The organism is Streptomyces sp. NPDC111516 (genome assembly GCF_055635345.1).
The window spans coordinates 1-20,788 of sequence record NZ_JBVKBV010000039.1 but is presented as its reverse complement, the minus strand read 5'-3'; the positions used below and the strand labels follow the sequence as shown (position 1 = coordinate 20,788).

General features: G+C 70.0%; 21 protein-coding genes and 2 pseudogenes. 12 read left to right on the top strand and 11 right to left on the bottom strand.

Annotated features, from left to right (window positions below):
- Positions 1 to 134: 134 nt before the first annotated feature.
- The 3 genes and pseudogenes from ACZ7L9_RS36185 to ACZ7L9_RS36175 all read left to right on the top strand — a co-directional run bounded on the left by ACZ7L9_RS36185 (position 135) and on the right by ACZ7L9_RS36175 (position 2,944).
- Positions 135 to 932, top strand: a complete 798-nt coding sequence (locus tag ACZ7L9_RS36185) for a class I SAM-dependent methyltransferase (protein WP_471421771.1) — start codon at positions 135 to 137, stop codon at positions 930 to 932.
- Positions 933 to 1,143: 211 nt separating this feature from the next.
- Positions 1,144 to 1,437, top strand: a pseudogene (locus tag ACZ7L9_RS36180) (CoA-transferase); the annotation flags it as partial.
- A 124-nt stretch (positions 1,438 to 1,561) separates the two neighbouring features.
- Positions 1,562 to 2,944: a hypothetical protein gene (locus ACZ7L9_RS36175; protein ID WP_471421770.1), complete on the top strand. Its 1,383-nt coding sequence runs from the start codon at positions 1,562 to 1,564 to the stop codon at positions 2,942 to 2,944.
- A 328-nt stretch (positions 2,945 to 3,272) separates the two neighbouring features.
- On the opposite strand, the gene ACZ7L9_RS36170 is transcribed toward ACZ7L9_RS36175, so the two are convergent.
- Both ACZ7L9_RS36170 and ACZ7L9_RS36165 read right to left on the bottom strand, forming a co-directional pair.
- Positions 3,273 to 3,470 carry a hypothetical protein gene (locus ACZ7L9_RS36170; RefSeq protein WP_471421769.1) on the bottom strand — a complete coding sequence of 66 codons (198 nt, stop codon included), beginning with the start codon at positions 3,468 to 3,470 and terminating at the stop codon, positions 3,273 to 3,275.
- 252 nt (positions 3,471 to 3,722) lie between these two features.
- Complete coding sequence (locus tag ACZ7L9_RS36165) at positions 3,723 to 4,055, bottom strand: hypothetical protein (RefSeq protein WP_471421768.1); 333 nt, start codon at positions 4,053 to 4,055, stop codon at positions 3,723 to 3,725.
- A 159-nt stretch (positions 4,056 to 4,214) separates the two neighbouring features.
- On the opposite strand from ACZ7L9_RS36165, the gene ACZ7L9_RS36160 reads away from it, so the two are divergent.
- On the top strand, positions 4,215 to 5,150 hold the full coding sequence (locus tag ACZ7L9_RS36160; RefSeq protein WP_471421767.1) for a relaxase domain-containing protein: 936 nt from the start codon (positions 4,215 to 4,217) through the stop codon (positions 5,148 to 5,150).
- On the opposite strand, the gene ACZ7L9_RS36155 is transcribed toward ACZ7L9_RS36160, so the two are convergent.
- Positions 5,038 to 5,310: a hypothetical protein gene (locus ACZ7L9_RS36155; protein ID WP_471421782.1), complete on the bottom strand. Its 273-nt coding sequence runs from the start codon at positions 5,308 to 5,310 to the stop codon at positions 5,038 to 5,040. The two genes, ACZ7L9_RS36160 and ACZ7L9_RS36155, sit on opposite strands and share 113 nt — an antisense overlap.
- Positions 5,310 to 5,459, bottom strand: coding sequence for a hypothetical protein (locus ACZ7L9_RS36150; protein WP_471421766.1), 150 nt, complete (start codon positions 5,457 to 5,459; stop codon positions 5,310 to 5,312). Before ACZ7L9_RS36150 ends, ACZ7L9_RS36155 begins: the two co-directional genes overlap by 1 nt.
- 232 nt (positions 5,460 to 5,691) lie before the next feature.
- On the opposite strand from ACZ7L9_RS36150, the gene ACZ7L9_RS36145 reads away from it, so the two are divergent.
- The 3 genes and pseudogenes from ACZ7L9_RS36145 to ACZ7L9_RS36135 all read left to right on the top strand — a co-directional run bounded on the left by ACZ7L9_RS36145 (position 5,692) and on the right by ACZ7L9_RS36135 (position 8,242).
- Positions 5,692 to 7,329 (top strand): replication-relaxation family protein, encoded by a 1,638-nt coding sequence (locus ACZ7L9_RS36145; RefSeq protein WP_471421765.1) that lies wholly within the window; start codon positions 5,692 to 5,694, stop codon positions 7,327 to 7,329.
- Positions 7,326 to 7,853 (top strand): hypothetical protein, encoded by a 528-nt coding sequence (locus ACZ7L9_RS36140; protein ID WP_471421764.1) that lies wholly within the window; start codon positions 7,326 to 7,328, stop codon positions 7,851 to 7,853. Before ACZ7L9_RS36145 ends, ACZ7L9_RS36140 begins: the two co-directional genes overlap by 4 nt.
- Before the next feature lie 96 nt (positions 7,854 to 7,949).
- Positions 7,950 to 8,242: pseudogene (locus tag ACZ7L9_RS36135) on the top strand (hypothetical protein).
- A 650-nt stretch (positions 8,243 to 8,892) separates the two neighbouring features.
- On the opposite strand, the gene ACZ7L9_RS36130 reads toward ACZ7L9_RS36135, so the two are convergent.
- Positions 8,893 to 9,351, bottom strand: a complete 459-nt coding sequence (locus ACZ7L9_RS36130; RefSeq protein ID WP_471421763.1) for a hypothetical protein — start codon at positions 9,349 to 9,351, stop codon at positions 8,893 to 8,895.
- Positions 9,352 to 9,836: 485 nt separating this feature from the next.
- Between ACZ7L9_RS36130 and ACZ7L9_RS36125 the strand changes: the two genes are divergently transcribed.
- Positions 9,837 to 10,472: a hypothetical protein gene (locus ACZ7L9_RS36125; protein ID WP_471421762.1), complete on the top strand. Its 636-nt coding sequence runs from the start codon at positions 9,837 to 9,839 to the stop codon at positions 10,470 to 10,472.
- 100 nt (positions 10,473 to 10,572) lie between these two features.
- Here the strand turns inward: ACZ7L9_RS36125 and ACZ7L9_RS36120 are convergent, their stop codons facing one another.
- Together ACZ7L9_RS36120 and ACZ7L9_RS36115 are read right to left on the bottom strand one after the other, a co-directional pair.
- Entirely contained in the window at positions 10,573 to 11,145 is a 573-nt protein-coding gene (locus tag ACZ7L9_RS36120; protein WP_471421761.1) for an HD domain-containing protein, read from the bottom strand.
- A 14-nt stretch (positions 11,146 to 11,159) separates the two neighbouring features.
- A complete protein-coding gene (locus tag ACZ7L9_RS36115; RefSeq protein WP_471421760.1) occupies positions 11,160 to 12,221 on the bottom strand; it encodes a helix-turn-helix domain-containing protein in 1,062 nt (353 codons plus the stop codon).
- 179 nt (positions 12,222 to 12,400) lie between these two features.
- Between ACZ7L9_RS36115 and ACZ7L9_RS36110 the strand changes: the two genes are divergently transcribed.
- From ACZ7L9_RS36110 to ACZ7L9_RS36095, 4 genes are all read left to right on the top strand, one after another.
- Positions 12,401 to 12,799 carry a DUF6415 family natural product biosynthesis protein gene (locus tag ACZ7L9_RS36110; RefSeq protein ID WP_471421759.1) on the top strand — a complete coding sequence of 133 codons (399 nt, stop codon included), beginning with the start codon at positions 12,401 to 12,403 and terminating at the stop codon, positions 12,797 to 12,799.
- Positions 12,800 to 12,908: 109 nt separating this feature from the next.
- On the top strand, positions 12,909 to 13,313 hold the full coding sequence (locus ACZ7L9_RS36105) for a hypothetical protein (RefSeq protein ID WP_471421758.1): 405 nt from the start codon (positions 12,909 to 12,911) through the stop codon (positions 13,311 to 13,313).
- A gap of 801 nt (positions 13,314 to 14,114) precedes the next feature.
- Positions 14,115 to 14,807: a protein kinase domain-containing protein gene (locus ACZ7L9_RS36100; protein WP_471421757.1), complete on the top strand. Its 693-nt coding sequence runs from the start codon at positions 14,115 to 14,117 to the stop codon at positions 14,805 to 14,807.
- A complete protein-coding gene (locus ACZ7L9_RS36095) occupies positions 14,801 to 15,295 on the top strand; it encodes a GNAT family N-acetyltransferase (protein ID WP_471421756.1) in 495 nt (164 codons plus the stop codon). Before ACZ7L9_RS36100 ends, ACZ7L9_RS36095 begins: the two co-directional genes overlap by 7 nt.
- A 10-nt stretch (positions 15,296 to 15,305) precedes the next feature.
- On the opposite strand, the gene ACZ7L9_RS36090 is transcribed toward ACZ7L9_RS36095, so the two are convergent.
- The 4 genes from ACZ7L9_RS36090 to ACZ7L9_RS36075 all read right to left on the bottom strand — a co-directional run bounded on the left by ACZ7L9_RS36090 (position 15,306) and on the right by ACZ7L9_RS36075 (position 20,316).
- On the bottom strand, positions 15,306 to 16,028 hold the full coding sequence (locus ACZ7L9_RS36090; protein WP_471421755.1) for a hypothetical protein: 723 nt from the start codon (positions 16,026 to 16,028) through the stop codon (positions 15,306 to 15,308).
- Between the two features lie 310 nt (positions 16,029 to 16,338).
- On the bottom strand, positions 16,339 to 16,953 hold the full coding sequence (locus ACZ7L9_RS36085; RefSeq protein WP_471421754.1) for a hypothetical protein: 615 nt from the start codon (positions 16,951 to 16,953) through the stop codon (positions 16,339 to 16,341).
- A gap of 68 nt (positions 16,954 to 17,021) precedes the next feature.
- On the bottom strand, positions 17,022 to 19,697 hold the full coding sequence (locus tag ACZ7L9_RS36080; RefSeq protein ID WP_471421753.1) for a helicase associated domain-containing protein: 2,676 nt from the start codon (positions 19,695 to 19,697) through the stop codon (positions 17,022 to 17,024).
- A 43-nt stretch (positions 19,698 to 19,740) separates the two neighbouring features.
- A complete protein-coding gene (locus tag ACZ7L9_RS36075) occupies positions 19,741 to 20,316 on the bottom strand; it encodes a hypothetical protein (RefSeq protein WP_471421752.1) in 576 nt (191 codons plus the stop codon).
- Positions 20,317 to 20,788: the final 472 nt, after the last annotated feature.

The window sequence follows — 20,788 nt, the reverse complement described above, 5'->3', positions numbered from 1 at the left end:
CCCACTCCCACGCGTGCCAACCCCTCACCCCCTCACTCCCCTCACCGCACAAGCGGAGATGAGAGAGCTCACCTGCCGACGGCACCGCTGAGTGTGCCGGACGGCGACTCGCGCCAACTCTGACAAGGAGCACCATGCAACAGCCAACCGCCTACGGCGACTCGATGGCCGACATCTACGACATGCTCTACCCGCACACCCCGGACGTCGACCACTGCGCCGACTTCATCGCCGCACTGGCGGGTGACGGCGGTTCGGTCCTCGAACTGGGCGTGGGGACCGGTCGTCTCTCCTTTCCTCTCGTGGAGCGCGGCCTGTTGGTGGACGGCGTCGACGCGTCCACACGCATCATGGACCGGCTCCGCGAGAAGGATGTCAAGAACGTCATCGCGAAGTCGGCCGACAAGAATGACCCGACGCCTCGGCTGATCCTGCATCAAGGCGATTTCACCAGCTGGCGGACCGAGCGCACCTTCGACGTCGTAGTGCTGGCACTGAACACCCTCTTCGCCATCCCTGAGGTGGAACAGCAGGTCAGTACCCTGCGCCGGATGTGCGAACACGTGAAACCCGGCGGCCACGTGGTGCTGGAGACCTTCGACCCCCTGCCGTATCACCAGCAGAGTGAGCCGTCAGTCACACTCCACAACCTCCCGGACAACCAGGTGATGCTGGACAAGGTATACGTGAGTCGCTGGAATCAGATGCTCCTCATCACGCACACGCTGATGGGTGAGGGCCGGCCACAGACCTTCATGGAGACGGCGCGCTACGCGTGGCCCGCAGAACTGGACCTGATGGCGCGGACAGCGGGGCTGGGACTCAGCAACCGCTACGCGGGTTGGATGCGGGAGCCGTTCAACGACCTCGCGCCTCGTGTCGTCTCTTGTTATCAGCCCTTGCCGGACGACATCGGCCAGTACGGAGCCTGACGCGCTGTTGTCATGGTGGGGCCCCGGACCGGGCAGTGCCACCCCGGCCCGGGACCCACCCGCGCGATAAGGGCGAGACACCCAGGCCGTACCAGGCCAACGCTCCTTCGCGACTCATGCGGAAGGTCACGACCTGCGCCCAGCCGAAGACCGGTTCACAATCTCAGTGGCGACCGCGGAGAAGCCGCTCTCGTCGGTAGGGCGTGGCGCTAAGGAGACCGTCACCGTCCGCCAGGGCGCCTCGTTCTTCGACTCCGCCCTCGGCTTCGGCATCCGCGGCGGCCGGATCGACATCGCCCTGCTGGGCGCCATGCAGGTCTCCGCCAACGGCGACCTGGCCAACTGGATGATCCCCGGCAGGATGGTCAAGGGCATGGGCGGCGCCATGGACCTGGTCCACGGCGTCCGCCGGGTCGTCGTACTCATGGGGCACACCGCCAAGGACGGCAGCCCGAAGATCGCCCAGAACTGCACCCTCCCGCTCACCGGCCGCGGCGCCGTCGACCTGGCGTCAACGACATCACCTCCAGAGGATCGGGTTTGACGGCACCTGCCGTGTTGCAGGGATCGGGGAGCACCCCTGGTGTATGCCGCCTGGGGGCCTGAGTGCCGTCAAGGGAGATGTCGTTGTGATTCTGATTCATCCGGTTGCCAACGGTCTGCGTACCGATCACCCTGTGCCGGGCCTGCCGTTCATCAATGACGAGCGGCTTCCTCTGGACAATCCGGACGCGATCGAGCGGACCGGCCGGAATCAGGGCGAAGGACTGTGGGGTCGTACTGACTCCTTACACGGCGGTGGCTGGGTGGCCTTCACGACCGAGCCGAAGAACCGTGCGTACGCGTGGGCCGTTCGCTACCACCCCGAACACGGCCGTACCGTTCTGCTGATCCGTGACGGGGACATGAGTGACCTCCACCACGAGTGGAAGTACGGGCATAACGGGTTCCTCTACCGGCACGGCGGTTACTGGTGGGACGGCACCGCCTGGCACCGGCCCAGCCAGGTCATGGACTGGGCCTTCGAACGCTACGACGCCCGTCCCGTTCAGGACGCGATCACCGTCACCGCGGCGGACCTCATGGCCCGTCCTGGCACACCAGCCAACGCTGGCGTCGCGAAGATCGCCGACTTCACCGCGTTGAAGGAGTCGCTGCCCAACTGGCGCGACCATCTCGCCTTATGGGCCGAGCGGCGCCTGAACAACTCCAGGCCGCTTGATCAGTGCGTCGTCGACCTGCGGGCGCCGGAACTTGAGTCGGCCCGCTTCGTCGACCGGGCAGGTCTGGCGAAGATCGCGGGCCTGACATCGGACGACCTGCCGCACCCCGAACGATCACGCCGCGACCTGCCCCCTGCTCAGATCGAAACGTCCGACGGCCCGCGCTGGTCGGAGCCCGTCGCCCAGGACTGGGCCGAGCAGCACCGCAGGACCCATGGACCGCAGGCCCTTCTCGCCGGCACCACAGATTTCGGTACCGACCATCCACGCGGACTCGTCGCCGACCACAACTGCCTGAAAGAGATCATCCGCGACAGCCTTGAGGACAGCCGGGGCGGGAAGCGACGCTTCGGGCTCGCCAACGAGAGCCTTGAGAAGACCGCCTCAACCCTCGCCTGGTGGCCGGCGGTCGCCCTCACGGACGGCCCCAACAGCCTGATTCCTGTCTCAGCACTGCGCACGACACTGATCGAGGCTGTCCTCGGCGGCCTCGCCGAAGACGTCGAGAACACCCGAGAACAGGGGAAGAGCGAGGTTTCTCTCGGGGACATCAGGACCGATGTGGTGAAGCTCCTCGACTGGTACATCCAGCGGGAACCGGACCGCACCCCAGGACTCTTCGGCGAGATCTGCCTGACCGCCCGCCTGCGCCTCGGCCTCCCTCCCGAGAAGGTCGGCCGCCTCCTGCGACGATCCCTCCACCTCGACAGCGAACTGGACGCCAAGACCATCAACGCCCTGCTCGACCTGGCACTGCCCCCCTCAGTCAAGAGCGCCAAGGACAGCTGAGCACCCCGGTGCCTGCGGCCCGGACGATCCAGCCGAAGTCCAGGCGCAGGCACCAGGCAGCTGCCTCCACGCCCCACCAGTCACGCGCCTGCACAGGGAGGGGCGGCCCCCACCGCACAGCGATGCGTCCGACGACGTCGTGCACTTTCCCCGAGTCGTGCGCGTCCGGTGCGCGAGCGCCAAGAGTAGGAAGCCGGGCAGGCCGCGCAGAGCGACCGGCGCTCCCGCGTCCGCACCTGCCTCGGGCAGGGCCGTGATGACCAGCCACGCGGGCACGACCAACCACGACACCGGCCGCACCGACCACGGCAGGTCAGGAGTCGGTTCTTCAGGCGGATGTGTCGCTGCTGCGCTGGAGTGCGGCTTGGCGCAGGGTGTCGAGCATGGGCAGGACATCGTCCTCGGTGGCTTCGCTGATGGATAGGAGGTAGCTGATAAGGGCGCGGGCGATGATCTCGGTCTGGTCCGGGGTCGTCTTCGGGGCGAGGGCCTTGAGCGTCTCCAGGAGGACTCTGGAGACCTGCACGGTCGGATCGGTGCGCATCCTTCTCTGCCGCGGCCGCGAGTTCGTGGTCGGGCATGCCGTCGTGGATCCCGGCCTGAGCGGGCAGCAGCTGCTGCATGACGCTTTCGCCAAGATCGGTCAGCAGGACCGCTGTCGAGGCTTCGCCGGGTTCGTGCTGGAGGAGCGCGGCCTTGTCGGCCTCGTCGTCGCGCCACACTGCTTCCAGGTAGCCACATGCGCGGAGAATGTCGTCCGGGGCCATCGGGGCGGTCATTACTTGTACTCCCACATGTTGTCGGTCCGTGCCCGGTCGAGGTCGATGCGCACGACCAGGCCGTGATGGTCCGAGGCACCCACCGGGGCATCCAGCAGGGCGTAGTCGACGATTGTGTCGCGCAGCGGCGCCGACACCCACAGCTGGTCGATCCGGTCGTCGGTCGCGGTCCGGCGCAGCAGCTCCTTGTTGCCGCGGTCCTCGAAGAGTTTCGATGCCGCGTCGACGAATCCGGTGTACGCGAGGAGCTCCGTCACCCGCCTGCCGGGCACCAGCTGCCCGTCGACCTCTGACGGCAGGCGGGTGCGGGCCGACTTGTTGTACGGCAGCATCGCCGCGCAGCATTTGCATGGCCCTGGTGGTGTCCGCCGGGCGGGCACGACGGCGCCGAAAGCGCCCGCCGTACGGGTTCGGCCGTGAAGTTCCGGTGAACTTTCCCGCCTCACGGGATCGTGCTTTTTCGCAGGTCAGGGCCGGTGTTCGCTGCGGGGATGCTGAGTGTCGCGAAGGTTCAGAGGCGTAACGCGTGGCGGTACTACGTGCGCGGAGTCGCATACGGGGACGGCCGCCGCCCGGTCGGCCAGTCCCTCAAGGCCGCCCAGGAGATGGCCGGCCTCCCGCCGGGGAGGTGGTTGGGGCGCGGCCTGGACGCGCTTGGGCTCACCGCGGGCGCGGAGGTGTCCGAGCGGCAGATGGAACTCGTCTTTGGGCAGGGCCGGCACCCGGACGCCGACCGTATCGAGCGGCACCTCCTGGACGACGGCGTCGACCCGGCCACCGCGCGACGGGCGACCGTGCTCGGGCAGCCGATCGAGGAGATCGAGGCCCGCAAGCAGACGCCGCTGCTCGCCCTCGACTTCACCTTCCGCCCGCAGGCGTCCCTGATCGTGCTGTGGGCACTGGGAGACGACAGGACGCGCAGGATCATCGAGCGGGCGCACGAGCGGGCCATCGCCCAGGCGCACCGGGCCGCACCACCGCACCGATGGTGCGCACCGCCGCACCGATGGTGCGCACCGCCGCACCGATGGTGCGCACCGCCGCACCGATGGTGCGCACCGCCGGTGGGGGAGTGGGCGCCACCGTGCACTCGGTGTCCGCCACTGCATCCGATGCGGAGAGTGGACAGCATCCGGTGCGACACCGGGCCGGGAGTGCGCCGCATCGGAGTGGAGAGTGCACCGCATCCGATGTCCGCCATCGGTGGCCAGCCGGTGCATCGCTCCTTGACCAGGCTCGCTACCTGCGACATCCCACCCGGATGGGACGGCGCCCGGGGGAGGAGAGATCTCCGTCCCCGGACGTCGTCCCGGCTCAGCAGGCCGCAGCCGCCGGCCACCGGGGAGCGTCCCCACGGATGTCGGCGAGGAATTGGCTCACCTGGTCGACCTCCTGCATGCACTCGATCAGGAACCCCGCCGCCATGAAGGCAGCCTGTGCCCCGCCGCCCGAGTAGCACCACCGCTTGAGGTATCGGCTCGCCACCGTCACGAGCTTGTCCATGACGTACGCGGACTCGCAGTCGGCGTGCTCGTCGGGCACGACGGTGAGGTAGTCGGCCAGCAGCAGCGCGCCGAACTCACCCATCAGCCGGGCCAGCGCCTCACCGTCCCGGTGGAACTCTTCCAGCGCCGCCCGGTCCTGCCCTGCTCCTGCCAGACCAGCTCCACGTAATCGGCGGCCCGCCAGATCTGCTCCGGGGTCAGCGCGGGCAGCTTCGACGACGTCGTCTCCATGACGACTCCTTACCTGTACGGGCCGTGCGCCTGCTGCGCCCGGCCGGTGATCACACCTTCGAAGCCGGGCCCTGTGGACAGAGGCCGCGCCCGCCGGGACGGGGTGGCTGACTGTGGCGTCGCTCACGGACAAACCGCTCAGTGGATACCTAGTCAAGGCGGAAACGGACACCTTCCGGAGCTGGGCGGCAGACAGCGGACAAGGGGTGCTTTCCGACGGTGGCCCCGGCTCGTGCGTACATCCGCGTGCGGGCCGGACGCTCACCGACCCGGCCCGCAGGCCGGAGAAACCGAGGACACCGTGCCCGCCGACCTCACCCCCGTTACCGCCGCCGAGCCGTACGAGTCCGGCGTCGCTGACCTCGCCGACGACGTCGTCCAGGCCCCGATGGCCCCCTCCATGGGCCCCTCCATCGCCCCCTCCACGGCCTCTTTGCCCGCGAGGCGCGTTGGCGCAGGTCAGCCCCGGAAGTCAGGGGTCTCCGACACGTTCGACAACCCTTCTAAGTCCAAGGGGACATGGAAGCCGACCCACACCAGGAAGAAGGAAGTGCTGAAGGCTCTGGGGATCTTCCAGAGGGCTACCGCCGAACACCTGTGGCGGATGCTGCGTCCCGGAGACCGGCACGACCGGTGCACGAGGGACACCCTGAACGCGCTGAAGGAGCAGGGCATGGCCCGGGTGGAGACGCGACTGGAGTCGGGACACCAGCTGTGGGTGCTCACCGAGCGAGGACACAAGGAAGCCAAGCAGCTGCTCCCGAAGAGCGTGCGGATGTCCGTGCTGCGCAAGCTCGAGTACGACGACGACGGTGAGCCGGTCGGCGGTGACGGCTACGACGAACACGCGGCCGCCGTGACGATGACCGCTTCGGTGCTCACCGGGGCCGGGCTCGGCACGCCGCTGTCGTGGCAGACCGAGATCGGCCACAAGCTCCCGTACGGGTACACCCAGTACGCCGACCTGACGATGCGCGCCCCGGACGCCGGGGTGCCCGCGATGCTCCTGGAGGTCGACCGCGTCAACGAGCCCGTCGACGACCTGACGGCGAAGCTGCGCCGCTACGCCGACTGGTTCGAGCTCCTGGCGCCGAAGGCCGACGCGGACAAGGAGCGGGCGGCCCGCCGGCAGGGTGCGGCGGTGCACGACTTCCGGCTGTGGTCGCGGATCTATCCGGCGACGGGCCGCGAGGGGTACGTGCCGGTGGCGTTCGTGTTCACGGGGAAGACCGCCGCGCAGCGCGCGAGCCGGATGCGCCGCCTGGAGCAGAGCGCCCGCCGCTACTTCGTCGGCACACGGTACCCGTGGGCTCACTTCACGGCCGTCGACTACCACCAGGCGGTGCCCGTGGTCGTCACCGAGCTGGAGCGGATCACCGCGGACCCGGCCGGGGCAGCGGGCAGGGTGTGGCGGCGGCTCGGGCGTGAGGAGTGGCAGACGCTGAACGAGGCGTTGGACAACGCGGACGGTGAGCGGCTGTACGCGGTGGAGGAGGAGCAGTCCCGCAGGCGGCAGGCGGAACGCAAAGCCGCCGAGCGTGAGGCGCGGCGGCCGGTGTGCACGCGGTGCGGCACCAAGTTCACCGACGAACGCTGGCAGTCGACCCGGCAGTCCTCCTGGCGCAGCGAGACGGACGGCCTGTGCAGGCCGTGCGAGAGGGAGCACTTCGCCCGGATCGAAGCCGCGAGGCAGAGGAAGCCGCGGAGCGCGAGGCGGCCGAAGCGGAGGCGAAGAAGAACCGCGGCCTGTTCCGCCGCCGGTAGCCGCGGGCAAGCCCAAGCGGCCGGAGAGCGCCTTGCCCACCGTCACCGCCGGGCGAAAGGATCGACACGACACGGACGTCACGACCGAGGGGGAAGTACACGGTGAGCAACAAGCTGCTGGAGCCGGACGGATGGCTCGTGCTGGGACTGCCCTGGCCGGAGCAGACCCGCGACGGCTGGGGCGAGTGCGCGGTGGCCATCGCCCCGACGATGATCCCGCGCGACCTCGTCAGCAAGAGCGCCGGCATCGCGCTCGATCTCGCGGCCGGTCTGGCCCGCGACCCGAAGGACGGGCCCGGCAAAGCCGTCTTCTTCTCCGACGTCACCCTCTGGCTCGACAAGCAGGGCAAGGACTGGGCGGACTTCGGCGCCGACTACGAAGCCGTCATCGACGAACTCGTCAAAGCACCGGTCCCGCAGCTCTACATGACGCTCGTGCAGAAGGCCCACGCCATCCTGTGCGACGCCAGCCGCGACGGGGTGCGCCTGTACTACCCGGGCGGCGACGTCGAACACGTCACCCCGCAGGTCCGCGCCGACGTCCACGCCGCCATCACCACCAGCCTGGAACGGGACTGGCCGCCCTACATCCAGGGCCTCATCGACCGCGGCGCCTTCCAGACCCGATAGCCGCACCGCACACCGCGACGGGCCCGGCCTCCACCCAGGCCGGGCCCGCCGGCCATCGCGGCCCGCGCTGTCGGTGGCGGCTGGGAGGCTGGCCGGATGAACGACGGTGACGAGCAGCTGCTGCGCGGCCGGGTCTACGGCCACGACCCCGACCACCCCAACCCGGGCCCGCTCCCGCACCAGACGTACGCCGTCCTGGTCGGCGGGCCGCTGGACGGCCTGCTACTCGACATCACGGGCTGGCGGCCGGAGGAGATCGAGCTCTGATGACCGAGCTGGGGCGGTGGCCCGGCGGCCGTGCGCTGTACGACCCGCTCCCCGGCGAGCCGCGCCCGCCGGGCGGCCCGGGTGTGGTGTGCCGCTTCCACTACTCCGGCGACACACCCTGACCCACCCAGGCGCCGGCCGCGAACAGGCCACGGAGGACCGCGCGACGTAGAGGTCAGCGGTCGGGCAGCTTGCGGCGGCTCGATCGCCATCTCCTCCCAGAACAGGGACATGCCCGGCGTCTCTCGTACGTATGTGCTCTCGCGTGGCAGGAGCCGCAGCCGCGATGCACACAACCGGCGGTCAGGGGCTACCTCGGAGCGGCCATCAGCGGCCTGCGTCGTCATACCGGACCAACGACCTGCGCCGCCGGATCGAACTCCATCATTCGAGTGACCCCCCTCGTCTCAGGCAGCGTGCCGTGCTGCTCGCCGGTCCGGTGAGAGCACCTTGACGTCGGTTCCTGCCGTGCGGGACGGTCAGTGCGCAACAACCCGCAACTGGCTTTCTCCGGAGGCGATCATGGCGTTACTTTTCTTCGGCACAGACCCGAACTCGGGCGGAGGGAACTGCCCGGCGGTGTGGGTGGACACCGAGGCCGCTGAGGGGCCGGAACTGGTTCTGCAGGGCAAGTCGGATTTCGACCGTATCGGGCACTACGAAAAGGCGGTCTCGAAGGGGAGGCCCCCGCGAAGTGTCGAGATTCGGCAGAACGGCGGAGATACCTGTGTTTCTCGCACCCTGCGGGTTGCCCTTGCCCAGGGAGGAGGACTCAACGCCGGAACTGCCTCAAGTGCTGGGCGGCTGCTGATTGGAAGGCGTCGTGTGCCCGGCGGGCTCGGTCTTCCGAGCCTTCGATGGCTGGACGATCGTCGTGTGCGTGGTTTTTGATCTCGCTAGACGCGTCAACCAGAGTAGTCGCCAAGCGTAGGAGCGTTGCGTTGTCGGTCGCGAGGGTGAGCGCGGTCACGGCCTTGGTCACTCCGCACTGTGCCTCGAACCGGCCCGTCTGTAGCTCCAGACTTTCCGCCTCGCCCGTCCCGCGGACGACATGTTTCAGGTACTGGTGGCGGCGATAGTCTGTCGCGGCACCGAGCAGGCTGGCTACTGCAGCAGCCAGCGCTTGCCGATCACGATCACGGCGGGTGGAGAGAGTGATGAGGTGCTGCATAGCGCCCGCCACAAGAGCACCGAGCAGGGTGCCCAGCACGGCGATGATCGCAGTTGCCACAAGATTCCCCTTCTGCTGTCCTCCTTCCGTATTAGTGGACGCGTTCTCCACCCAAAGCCGGTGTTACCAAATTGATTTGAAGGTACGAGATCAGGTCCTGTCGCGACTGCAGCAGCTGCCTAGCGGCGACGCCGGACGGTGGGCGCCGCCCGTGCTGCTGCTGCCGCCGGCGGCTGTGATGGCGGGCTGGACGTGGTGGTCGCCCGCACTCGTTCCGCGCTGCGGGAGCGGTGGGTCGTCGCGTCGCTGGTGTTCGTCGCCGCCTTCTCAGTGTTCTGTGGGGTGGCCTCGGTCGACGACCGGCCGCAGCCTCCCGCCAGCTGCCCGACGTCATCCGCCGGCGCTCCCGCCGACCATCCGGCGAACCGTCCTCATCGCCCCGCCTTGGACGATCACCCCCACCGGTGGCCATACCTCGAGGTCACCAAGGTGGGAGCCGGGGTCATTCTCCGGCCGTTGTCAGTGGGCGAGTGGAGAATCACCGGATGGCCCATGAACCGACGGAGGCCGGTGAGTCCGAGAGCCTCGCCGTCTCCTTACGTACCTACCTGTCCGAGACCGGCTTCTCCTTCACCGGCCTGACCGGTAAAGAGGCGACCCAGTCCATCACCCGGGCGGTGGTGCAGTGGGTGGGAGCATCGGGGTGGAGGTGCAGGACAGAGGCGCAGATGCGCTACATCGACCCGCCTAGCCTGAAGAGCGGAGGCTGCATCGCCTACTGGTCACCGTCCTGGTCTGCCTACCTGGACTTGCGCGTGATTCGCAAAGACGGCTCACCGGTCGCCGTGGAGATCGACCGCGCGGACGAGAGCACCGCCGTGGACAAGCTCCGAGATGAAGCACTCCGCGGGCGCCCCGCGCTGTGGATCCGCTGGCACGGAGCGCTGCGTGCCGAGCTCCCGGCCGGTGTGGCCCGTCTCCACCTGCCCACGCGGTCCAGCAAAGCGCCCGTGCGGTACTCGCTGGCCCCGGTGGCCGGCACCGAGGCGATCACCCTCGGCCCAGCCGTCACCTCCGAGGCCCGAGCAGACGCTCTGCGGCGAGACCAGCAGCGGATCGCGGACGAGAAACGTGCTGCTGCCCGTCCCCAGGAACCGGGCCCCACCCGCTGCTACTGGTAAAGCCGGACACGCCACGGGCCCCGGGATCAGCCATGCTGTCCCCAGGGCCCGGCTCTGTGCAGTCACGCTGCTCAACACCAGCGCGCTCGCCTGGAATCGGTCAGGGCAGGAAGTTCTTCTGCCACTGGAGTGAGTCCATGCTCAGCGCGGCGTCGGCGAGGGCTTTCGCGGACGGGGTCTTGAGCGAGGCGAGGCTGGTGTCGATCCAGTTCTGGGTGAGGCTGTAGCCCTGCTCCCGGTACTCCACCGCCTGGACCAGGCATTCGAGCTTGTCTGCGTCGCGGGCGACGATCGCCTCCGGTGTTTCGCCGGCCTCGTACTCGTCGACCGCGCCCTGTACCCCGGCCCGTACGGCGGGGTGGGCGTTGGCGACCTGGTCGGCGGTCACCTCGCCGTTCGGAGCCGCACGCAGGTACTTCCGGCCGATGTGCGGGATGTCCCCGATCCGGGTCTCCTGGCTGTCGTGGAACAGGCACATCAACGCGACCCGGGAGGCGTCGACGCCCTCCATCATGGCGAGGACCGAACCGATCACCCCGACCCGGAAAGAGTGCTCCGCCACGGATTCGGGGGCCTTGTTGCCGGTGAACCACCAGCCGGTCCGTGCGACGCGCTTGAGCACGCCCATCTCGGAGATGAAGCTCGCGGTGCCCTTGGTGGTGTCGTCGGCCATGCGGTCCTCCGGTGTCAGCGGTTGTGATCGAAAACGTAGTGGACGTGGGTGAGCTCGCGCCTGGATCTTCCTGAGAGTGCTGCCCCGTCCAGGAGTTGGCCGGCCTGCTCGCGCAGAGGCCCGGCCAACTGCCCGGCCGCCTGCGGCAGCCACGGAAAGGCTGTCGTCAGCGCCCACAGCGAGTGCGCGTACAGGTCGACGTAGCCGGGCACGAGGTGCAGGCCGCGGGCAAGTCCCCGCAGCAGGGTCACCGGATCCCAGCCCGACAGGTCCCGGTCCCGCATGAAGGCGTCGTCCGGCTGCGGCAGCGGCAGCGCCCCCAGCCACAGCGCCCAGTAGTTCAGGTTCGCGGCCTCTGCGGTGTCATCGTCGGCCAAGGCGCGGTCGATGAAGTCCAGCAGCGGCTGCGGATCTCCGAGGCGGGCGAGCGCGGTGGCGGTGGAGCGGGCCTCCGCCCAGTGCGGTGACCAGCCCCGCCGGGCCAGCACGTCACGGCGCCGGTGAAGGGTGTGTGCGGTCCACGCGGCCGCGTCCGGCCCCCGGTCGTACGAGGCGAGGTAGAGCGCCTGGCGGTGCAGCAGCACCCCGCCGTCACCCTGCCGGGCTGCCGCTTCGGTCGTGTCGCGCAGGTGGTCGAAGAACGCCGCCCGGTCTGCGGCCGCCAGCTGCGGCGCCACGGCGACCGGCCCGCGCCGGGGCCGGGGTAAGCGTCCGGCGAGCGCCGGCGGGACGGTGCCGTTTAGCGCCCAGGCCAGCATGTGCGCGGTGTCCCGGGTGTGCACCCACCCGGCCAGCGGGTGCGGCCCGGCACCGGCCTCGCCGTCCAGGGCGGTCGCAATGATCCGGTCCGCGTCCATCGCCGCGTCCAGCCACGGCACCAGCGCCACGTCGCTGCCGAGCGCCGGCAGCCGCCGCCGGAGCTCAAGTAGCGCCCCGGCCCGCATGTTCGCCAACGGGCGCCGCCCCGACTCCCAGCCCTGCAGCGTCTCCACGTCCACGCCCAAGACCTCCGCCAAGGCGGCCTGCGTATGCGGCATCGACTCGCGGACCAGGCGCAGCACGAACCCGCTCACCACGCCTGCTGATGTTCGCCTGGGCCTGCCCATACCGGCCTGCTCCCCGGTCGCCCTGCGCACCGAAACCCGTACTCACGGTCAGTCCTACCGCATCCCGCCCGCCCCTACCGTCGGGATGCGGTCGATGTCCGACGAACGAGACCGCTCCGCCCGCGACCACACGACCCGGCGAGGCACCGATGAGCAGCACACACCTGGTCCTCCACGACCCCGAAGGACGCCTCGAAGCGGAACTCCCCCTCGACCGGGAGCTCCACAAGGCTCTGGTCAAAGCCGTCCTCGGATGGACCGGCAACCCCGGCCTGCCACCCGCGGACCTGAAGCAGGTCGCCCTGCTGCTCACCGGCACCGCCCGCGCCGTCGCCGCCGACGTCCGCCGCGCCGCGGACCTGCTGCCCGAAGACCACGCCGCCCGCGCCCTCGCCGACGTCGTCCTCGAGGAAGCCGACCGGCGCCTGTCCGTCCCGCTGGAGGACACCGCGCGCTGCGCCCAGGGCCGCGCCCGGCTCGTACGCGCCCTGTACGAGTGCCTGGACCGCCTCGCAGGCGTCGCACCCCAGACCGTCACGACCCCCTGAGACCACCGCGCACCCGGCCGGGACCACCTCCGGGTGCGCGGTGCACGGCACCACACCCGACCCAACCCGGACGGGGCGAGCACCACTCGACACCGAGAGGGGCACCACCGTGAGTACCGCAACGACCGAGCTGCGCCGGTTCCTGACCATCACCGGCCAGCGCTTCAAGGCCGGCCAGCCCGCACCTGAGATGTTCTCCCCGGCCGTGGACGCCACCTGGCACGAACTGCTCGGCACCCCCGCCTACGCGGCCCTGTGCCAGGAGAGCGCCGGCCAGCCCATCCGGCACGTCGCGAACAACGGCCACGGCCCGATCGCCTGGGTCGCGGCTTACGAGGAGGCGTACGGGCCGCTGCCGGAGATCTGGTTCACCGACGCCGACGGCAACGTCGACCACGAGGTCATCGCCCGCTACCGGGAGACCGGCACCGTGGTCGCGGAGTGGGACTGCGGTCCCGCCGGCGGCGATGGAGACGACGTCGCGCCCGACCAGCCGGAGATCGCCCGCCGGTGACCACCGGCCGCACCAGCGCAGCGCCCCGGCCCACCGCCGGGGCGCTGCGCCTCGTTGAGGCCAGCACCATCCGGCCCAGGTCCGTGGACATCAGCGACTACGCGCGGCAGATGACCGCCCACTGCCCCTACCTGGCACCGTCGCTCCAGCGGGGTCTGACGTACTGGACGGTCTACCGCGCCGACGGCGACGCCGAAGCCTTCCAGGCGGAGCTCTTCCACGCGGGCGCCCAGGCCGCGGAGTGGCTGCGGCCCTTGCTGAACCGGCCGCACGGCGTCCTGCGGTGCGAGAACATCGTCCTGGTGGGCGAGGTGCCAGGCGCCCGGCACCGTGACCTGCTTGCCTGGCCGCACTGGGTGCTGAAGAACCTCTACGGCCCGGTTGGGGTGATGTTCGGCAAGTTCTACGCGGGCGAAGAGGAAGTCACGACGGCCGGCCACCGGATCCCGGCCGCCTCCGCCTCGTTCGTCCCCGTGAGGGCCGCCGTCCGTCGCCGCGACCCGCAGTTCCTGCACGCGACCCCCGACCTGGCCGCCGCGCTCGCCGCGGCCGACGACGACGGCCGAGACGTGTTCGAGCACATCCCCACCGAGTGGACGGAGATCCGCACATGGGCACCACACCTGCTCCCCCGGCGAAGCCGTCGCCCTCCTCACCGGACACACCGGCGAACCCACCACGATCCAGCTCCTGAGGGACCGGCGCGGCTCCCGAGCCTGGAAACTCCAGGGCCCCAAGAGCGCCGTCGCGCTGAAGGCCAACAACCCCGACGGCGACAACGCCCGCGACAAGGCCGCCGAGATGGCCCAGGAGGACGACCACCTCCTCCACCTCACCGCCGCCGGCGCCATCAGCCCCGACTACCGGGTGAGCGCCGGGACATGGGACGGCGGCCGGTGGCTGGCCGTCAACTGGATCGACGGCGCACCCCTGTGGCGGGCCCTCGCACTCGCCCGCGGCCCGGAAGGAGACCGCCCCTCGGCCCGTCCCTGGCTCGCGGGCATCGCCCGCACCTGGACGGAGCACCTCGCCCGCATGCACGCCGCCGGATGGGCCCACGCCGACGTCCAGCCCACCAACACCCTGGTCACCAGCGACGGCCACGCCGCCGTCATCGACTACGCCCTCGCCTGCGGCCCCGGCGACGGCCACCGCGTCCCCTACCGGGGAGCCCTCACCCACACCACCGCCCCCGAGATCGCCACCGCGATCCTCTCCACCCCCTCCGACACCCACATCCAGGCACAACCGCCCGGCGACATCTGGAACCTGGGCGCCTCCCTGTTCTGGTGCTGGACCGGACAGCGCCCCGTCGCCTACGACGACGACCTCGACCGGCTGGAGAAGCTCGCCGTCATCGCCAAGGGCACCACCACCGCGCTGCGCGATGTCCGGCCGTGGCCCTTCCCGGAGTTCGAGGACGCCATCACCGCGTGCCTCGCCCCCGACCCCGCCGACCGGCCCACCGCGAAGGAGCTGACCGCCGCATGGTGACCCTGCGCGCCCTGGCCCTCGACGACGCTCCCGCCCTCACCCGCGTCTACAGCGGAGCCTCCATCCGGCACACCACCGGCAAGCCCCTCACCCTCGACCGGGCCCACGCCAAGATCCGCAACGCCCTCGCCCGAGCCGCCGAAACCCCCCGCGCGCAGTGGAGCTGGGGCATCCTCCACGAGGACGACCTCATCGGCCTGATCGCCCTGCGCCGACGAACCCCGGCCATGGGCACCATCAGCTACATCCTCCGCGAGGACAGCTGGGGCAACGGCTACGCCACCCTGGCCGCCAGCCAGGTCGTTTCCGTCGCCTTCACCGCCGCCGGCCTCAACCGGCTGGAGGCCATGCACCACCCCGACAACCCCGCCTCCGGCCGCGTCCTGGCCAAGGCCGGGTTCACCCACATCGGGACGGCCGACCGGCAGACCGACGACGGAACCACCGTGCCGTACGAGGTGTACGCCCTGCAGCGAATCCCGATGTGAGCTGCCCCTGCTACACCAGGGCGGCGGCCACGCTCTCCAGCACGGCGCGCTGGTGCGCGTCCAGCGGCACGTCGGCCTGGCGCAGGGAGCGCAGCGTCGTGCCGTCGGCGCACAGCCTGCACAGGCCGATCACCGGGAGCGGCCCGGCGCCGATGAGCGTGCCGGAAGAGGAGCTCTCGTAGACGGGGCGGTAGCAGCCGGGGCACGGCGTGCTCTCCTCGGACTCGTCGGCCGGCGGCGCGTCCGGGCCCAGGAGCGGGACGATCCGGCGCAGGTTCTGACCGGCCTCGGCCCACAGCGCCATCGGCCGCTCCGCACGCCGCTCGAAGACGATGGCGCCGTCGAGGCCGTCCTCGGCGCGGATCCGGGCCAGGGTGCCGACACCTTCCTCGGGATGGTTCGGGATGAACATGAGCACCCGCTCGTACCCAGGCCCGTTTTCCACGACGATGCCGTGCGGCTGCCCGGAGACGAGCGCCGTGCCCAGCTCGGTCAGCCCCTGGCCGTCGTCGTCGTTGCGGATCCGCAACGGCCACCCGGCCAGCATGCCGTCGACCTCGGCCGGGGCACTGGTGATCAGGATGCCGTTGCCGGACTGCCTCACGTCCAGGTGCTGCATCCCAGCGGTGGAGTGGAACGAGGTGCCGAACCACTCCGTGGCCGACTCGCCCGTGACCCGCTGCTCGCTCCCACCGCGCGAGCGGCGCGGCTTGTGCTGCTTGTGACGTCCCATGATGTGCCTCGCAGAAGTGGCCCCGTGCACGGGCCGAACGGTCCGCTCAACCCACAACCGACAGCCCGATCACCCGGGTACGCCCAGAGAGCCGGCGTTCATTCATCCGGCCCACGGCGACTGCAACACCCCCCGTGCATCAGCAGGGTGCAACAGAGCCGTGTTGCACCCCTGACCTGCGGCGACAGCAACTGAAGTCTGTCCAGGACCGCTGTTGCACCGCCGTGTTGCAGGGTCCAGACGTACGAGACCCCGGGACCATCGCGGCCCCGGGGTCTCGTACGTCAGGCTCAGCGCCGTGACCTCGAGGTCAGGCTGTGCGGATGTGCTGCACCGCGGTTTCATCGAGCTCGGCGGCCAGGGCGAGGTCCGGTGTGAACTCCGCCGGGGCACCGAAGAGCTGGCAGATCATTTCCCCGGCGCCGTTGACGGCCTCGGCGACGGTCCGCCCGAAACTCGCTTCGGCCAGGGCGGCAACGGAGGCAGCGTAGTAGCCGTCCGACCAGCTCACACGAAGACGGAAGGGGTGGCTCTTCAGGAGCTTCCAGGAGTCGGCGCTCGCCATCTCGATGATCAAGGGGCTCGGCTGCCGCGCAGCTTCCTCCCGGTCCTTGAGCCACGTCTCCACGGCGGTGGTGTCCGCTGCCACGGTGTCCGAGTCCGCGCCGTGGTCGTAGCAGTGATATCGAAGGTCTTCGGTCACGTGGATCGCCAGGCGGCACTCACCCAGGACACCGAGACACCACAGGGCTTCACCGCGGTTGACGACGTCGAAGTGCCATCCCGGCCGGTGGGCGAGGAGGTTTCCCAGCTCCCGCCAGGCAGGGAGGCGGTCGAAGCCGCCACCGAAGGTGTCACACACGTTGTCGTAGTCGCTGTTGCCGAAGTTGACCTTGACCGACAGGTACGCGGGAGTCTCGTTCATGGTGCGGATCGTAGGGGAGTGAAGGGGACTTGGTGCCCCCGTGCGCTCTTCGTGCACGGGGGCACGGCTCACGCCCAGTCGACGCCCAGCTTCGCGAGCGAGGCGAGCTGGTCGGCTGTGAGCTTGTCGCGTCGGCTCTTGGTGTTGGAGACCCATACGCCGAGCTTCACGGTCATCGGCTCCTCCTCGCCGTCGACCGCGATCGGCTCGCTGTGACCGCGCGGCACCGGCCGGTCCGCGCCTTCCCGTTCCACCCACTGCGTGAGGGCTGCCAGGCCGCGCTGGAATGCCTGCTGCGCCTTGCTCGGGCCTTTCGTTGCGCGGGGCGCCGCCGGGGCGGGAGACGGGGCCACAGGGGCGTTGAAACCGAGCGCGGTCAGCCGCTCCTGCTGCTCGGGCAGGAGCTGCGCCCAGGTGCCCGGTTCCTGTTGCCGCCACCGCCACTTGCCCACGTCGTCGCCGTCGAAGACGACGCCCGCCGCGATGTAGGGCAGGACGCCGTCGGCGTCGACCAGGTCGGCGAGCACCCGGTAGTGCCGCTGCCAGTCCAGCGGCCACGGGCAGTTCCAGTCCGGGTCGATCGCCGTCAGCTGCGCCGCGCGTACAGCGGCGCGCTCCGGGTCTTTGCCCAGGCCGTTCTTCGTGCCCTTGCGCCGGAGGTTGGCCATGTACTGACCGACGGGCACCATCGCCTCGCCCTCTCCCCACACCGCGTCCTGACGCGGAGCGAGGTGTCCGGTGGCCCGCCGGTAGGACCGCAGGGCGGCGAGCTTGGCCTCCCACGCCTCCTCGCCCGGCTCCCACACCATCCCGGCCTCGGGCGCGTCCAGGAGGACCCTGCGCCGGTCCTCCAGTTCCCCGGCCCGCAGGGCCCTGCGCTGTTGGTGGACCCACCGCCCGAGGGGGAAGTCCTTGGTGACGCCGACCTCGACCTCGGTGTCGTAGGGGACGGCGTAGACGCCGGTGATCTGGTTCTCCGCTCGCCAGCGGATGAGGGCCTGGTAGCCCTCCAGCCACACCAGGGACTCCGGCCGGTAGACCCGGGTGCGTAGGAACGCCGCGATGGTCGCCGCGTCGCGCGGGCTGGAGAAGTGGAGCAGCGCCTCTTCGGCCGCGGCCTGCGTGTCGTCGTCCTGCTCCTGGTCCTCGCCGTCACCCTCGCCGCCGGCCCCGACGGTGTGCCCGTCCTCGTCACGCCGGACGTGGACCTTGCGCTTCCCGCTGGTGAGGGCGCGGGAGGCGAGCTGCTCGACCAGACGTTCATCGTGCGAGCGCAGGCCCTGGAGGACCGCTACAAGGGGGCGGAAGCTGGCACTGGCGACCATGTCCGTCGGGTCCTCGTTCGGCTCCAGGAACACCGGCACGATGATCCTGGCCACCTTCGTGCTGCCGTCGCGGTTGAGCCGGAGCGCCCGGCCGATGTTCTGCACGATCTCCACCTGCGAGCCGCGGGTGTCCGCGAAGCAGACGGCTTCCACGCCCCGCTCGCCGGTGATGTCGACGCCTTCCCCGAGGACGCGAACGCTGGCGAGGAAGGCGCGGTGCACCCGGCGCCCGGCCGCGTCGATGCCGTTGGCGAACTGGCGCAGCACCTCCCGGCGTTCGGCCACCAGATGGTCGCCGCACAGCCACGCCGACCACACTCGGTCCGGCGGGACGTGGCGGCCGGCCTCCAGCTCGTAGAACTCCGCGTCGATCGAGGACTTCGGCAGCTTGTCTGCGGCGGCCAGGTCGTCGTCGGAGGCGTCGTTGACGTACAGCTCGGCGGCGGTCTGCGGCAGCTTCTCCGCGAACACGGCGGCTTCCTCCACCTTCTGGTGGAACGTCATGACCGTACGGAGGTTGTACGCCGCCGCGTGCTCCAAAAGTGCGGTCTGCAACAGTGCCAGGCGCCGGCTGCGCTGCGCCTCCTCCGACAGCCCGTGCATGGGGGAGGGGTCGCGGATCTCGAGTACGTCGATCTCGAATCCGGCGAGGATGCCCCGCTCGATCGCCTCCGAGAGCCCCAGTTCGGCCAGCCACGGCCCGTACGTCTCGGAGTCCTCGCTCATCGACGCGAGCTCCAGCTCCTGGCCGCCCGTGCTTCTCTGTGGCCGGGGCGAGGCGAGGATGCGCGGGGTCGCGGTGAGGTAGAGCCGGAAATCGGCGGGGATGCGGGCGTTGTCGTGGATCGCGGCCCAGGGCCTGCCCAGATCACCTGCGGTCGAGTGGGCTTCGTCCACGATGGCGAGGTCGAAACCGCTCATCTGCTGCCCGTACAGCCGCTCTCCGCCTGCCAGGGCGGCTTCCAGCGGTCCGCGAACGTTCCGCTGGCCCTCGGGTGCGTCGATGTTCTCGCGGTCTACCAGGGAGGCGTACGTGGCGAACACGACGACCGGTCCGTGCCCGGCCCACAGGGCGAGCTGGATCGGGTTGGTGGTGGTGCGTACCCCCAGTGAGTCGAGCACCGGGTCGTTCTCTAGCGAGCACACCGCGATCATCGGGGCCCGGTGGCCCACCAGGCGCCAGGCCTGGGCGGTCTGCGCGAGCAGGTCCAGGGTGGGCACGGTGACGAGGGTCCGGCCGCCTGGGAAGCAGTCCAGCGCGCACGCGGCGGCCGTGATCGTCTTGCCCGAGCCGGTCGCGGACACGATTGTGCTTCGTGCCCCCTGCGGGGGCACAGATGATCTTGCAGGGAATCCCGCCCACTTACGGAAACTTGCTTTCTGGGCTACCTGGTGTTCCCGAAGCTGAATACCCAGCATTTCCACGCTCCTCCTCTGCTTTCTTTTCCCTTCGCTTCGGAAATCACTGGGACGGGGTGAAGGGCGGGACGGAGACCGTACCGTCCTCGGCCACGACGATCCGCTCGGCAAGCTGGGCCAGGACCTGAGAGGGGCGCAGCCCCGTCCGGTCGGCCACCAGTCGGATCAGCCGACTGGGCGCGACGGACAGCCAGACCTCCGCTCGCAGTTCATCCGCTTCCTCCTCCTGCCGTTCCCCGAAGGCGGCCTGTTCCGCAAGAGCACCAGCAAACCGTTCCTCACGCTCGCGAGCCCACACTGGGCCTTGCGCGTCCTGTTCCGGCTCGTACACGCTCCAACCGGCCGCAGCCATCAAGTCCCTGACGCGCCGCCACTCAGCATGCTTGGACAGCCAGATGGCAGCCAACCGCTCCCGGTCCATCGCGAACTCGTAGAAGGAACCGTTTCCCCTCAACTGATCCGCGGTTTCCCGCTCACGGACAGCAGCCTCCGCGACCTTTTCCGCAACGGCGGGCACGTCCAGGCCATCCGCCTCACGCCGGACCTGATCCCGCGCCACGTCCTGAGAACTCCACATGCGTTTTCCCTTTTCCGGAAGCGTGAGCACCTGGGCCCGCATCAGGTGACTTGAGGTGTCCCGTCTTTCCGCCAACAGTACATGGTGCATCAACTTGATGCACCCACTACACTGGAACCCACACGAACGAGCAACCCTCACCCCTCGTAGCCAGCCCGGCCCGCACAGCGGGCCTCAGACCCTGGAGGCGCAGCCGGAAGGGCCCAGGGTGGGGGAGCGCAGCGGACCCACCCTCAGACGGGTGCGAAGCACCCGTCAATTAAGCCTAGCTAGTGACACCTGACACCCCACCACTCAGGCCCCGCACAGCGGGGGCCCACCCGGCCCGCAACGCGGGCCGGCCCCCTCAACTCCTGAAGCAGAGCGGAAGGAGTTGGCCCGGCACCGCCGGGCGCGGTGAGCGAAGCGCACCGCATCCCAACTCCAGGGCGAAGCCCTGGAGTTGGGCAACCACCCTGCGAAGCAGGGTGGTTCGCTTGCACATCGCGCAGCGATGTGGTACCCGCTCCGCGGG

Coding starts and splice junctions, on each gene's coding strand:
- ACZ7L9_RS36155 (WP_471421782.1), bottom strand. CDS start 5,310: ATGGGTGAGTTCGGCGCGCTGCTGCTGGCCGACTACCTCACCGTCGTG.
- ACZ7L9_RS36085 (WP_471421754.1), bottom strand. CDS start 16,953: ATGAACGAGACTCCCGCGTACCTGTCGGTCAAGGTCAACTTCGGCAAC.
- ACZ7L9_RS36125 (WP_471421762.1), top strand. CDS start 9,837: ATGGCCCATGAACCGACGGAGGCCGGTGAGTCCGAGAGCCTCGCCGTC.
- ACZ7L9_RS36150 (WP_471421766.1), bottom strand. CDS start 5,459: ATGGAGACGACGTCGTCGAAGCTGCCCGCGCTGACCCCGGAGCAGATC.
- ACZ7L9_RS36185 (WP_471421771.1), top strand. CDS start 135: ATGCAACAGCCAACCGCCTACGGCGACTCGATGGCCGACATCTACGAC.
- ACZ7L9_RS36080 (WP_471421753.1), bottom strand. CDS start 19,697: ATGCTGGGTATTCAGCTTCGGGAACACCAGGTAGCCCAGAAAGCAAGT.
- ACZ7L9_RS36120 (WP_471421761.1), bottom strand. CDS start 11,145: ATGGCCGACGACACCACCAAGGGCACCGCGAGCTTCATCTCCGAGATG.
- ACZ7L9_RS36110 (WP_471421759.1), top strand. CDS start 12,401: ATGAGCAGCACACACCTGGTCCTCCACGACCCCGAAGGACGCCTCGAA.
- ACZ7L9_RS36090 (WP_471421755.1), bottom strand. CDS start 16,028: ATGGGACGTCACAAGCAGCACAAGCCGCGCCGCTCGCGCGGTGGGAGC.
- ACZ7L9_RS36095 (WP_471421756.1), top strand. CDS start 14,801: ATGGTGACCCTGCGCGCCCTGGCCCTCGACGACGCTCCCGCCCTCACC.
- ACZ7L9_RS36165 (WP_471421768.1), bottom strand. CDS start 4,055: ATGCTGCCGTACAACAAGTCGGCCCGCACCCGCCTGCCGTCAGAGGTC.
- ACZ7L9_RS36100 (WP_471421757.1), top strand. CDS start 14,115: ATGGCCCAGGAGGACGACCACCTCCTCCACCTCACCGCCGCCGGCGCC.
- ACZ7L9_RS36075 (WP_471421752.1), bottom strand. CDS start 20,316: ATGCGGGCCCAGGTGCTCACGCTTCCGGAAAAGGGAAAACGCATGTGG.
- ACZ7L9_RS36160 (WP_471421767.1), top strand. CDS start 4,215: ATGCTGAGTGTCGCGAAGGTTCAGAGGCGTAACGCGTGGCGGTACTAC.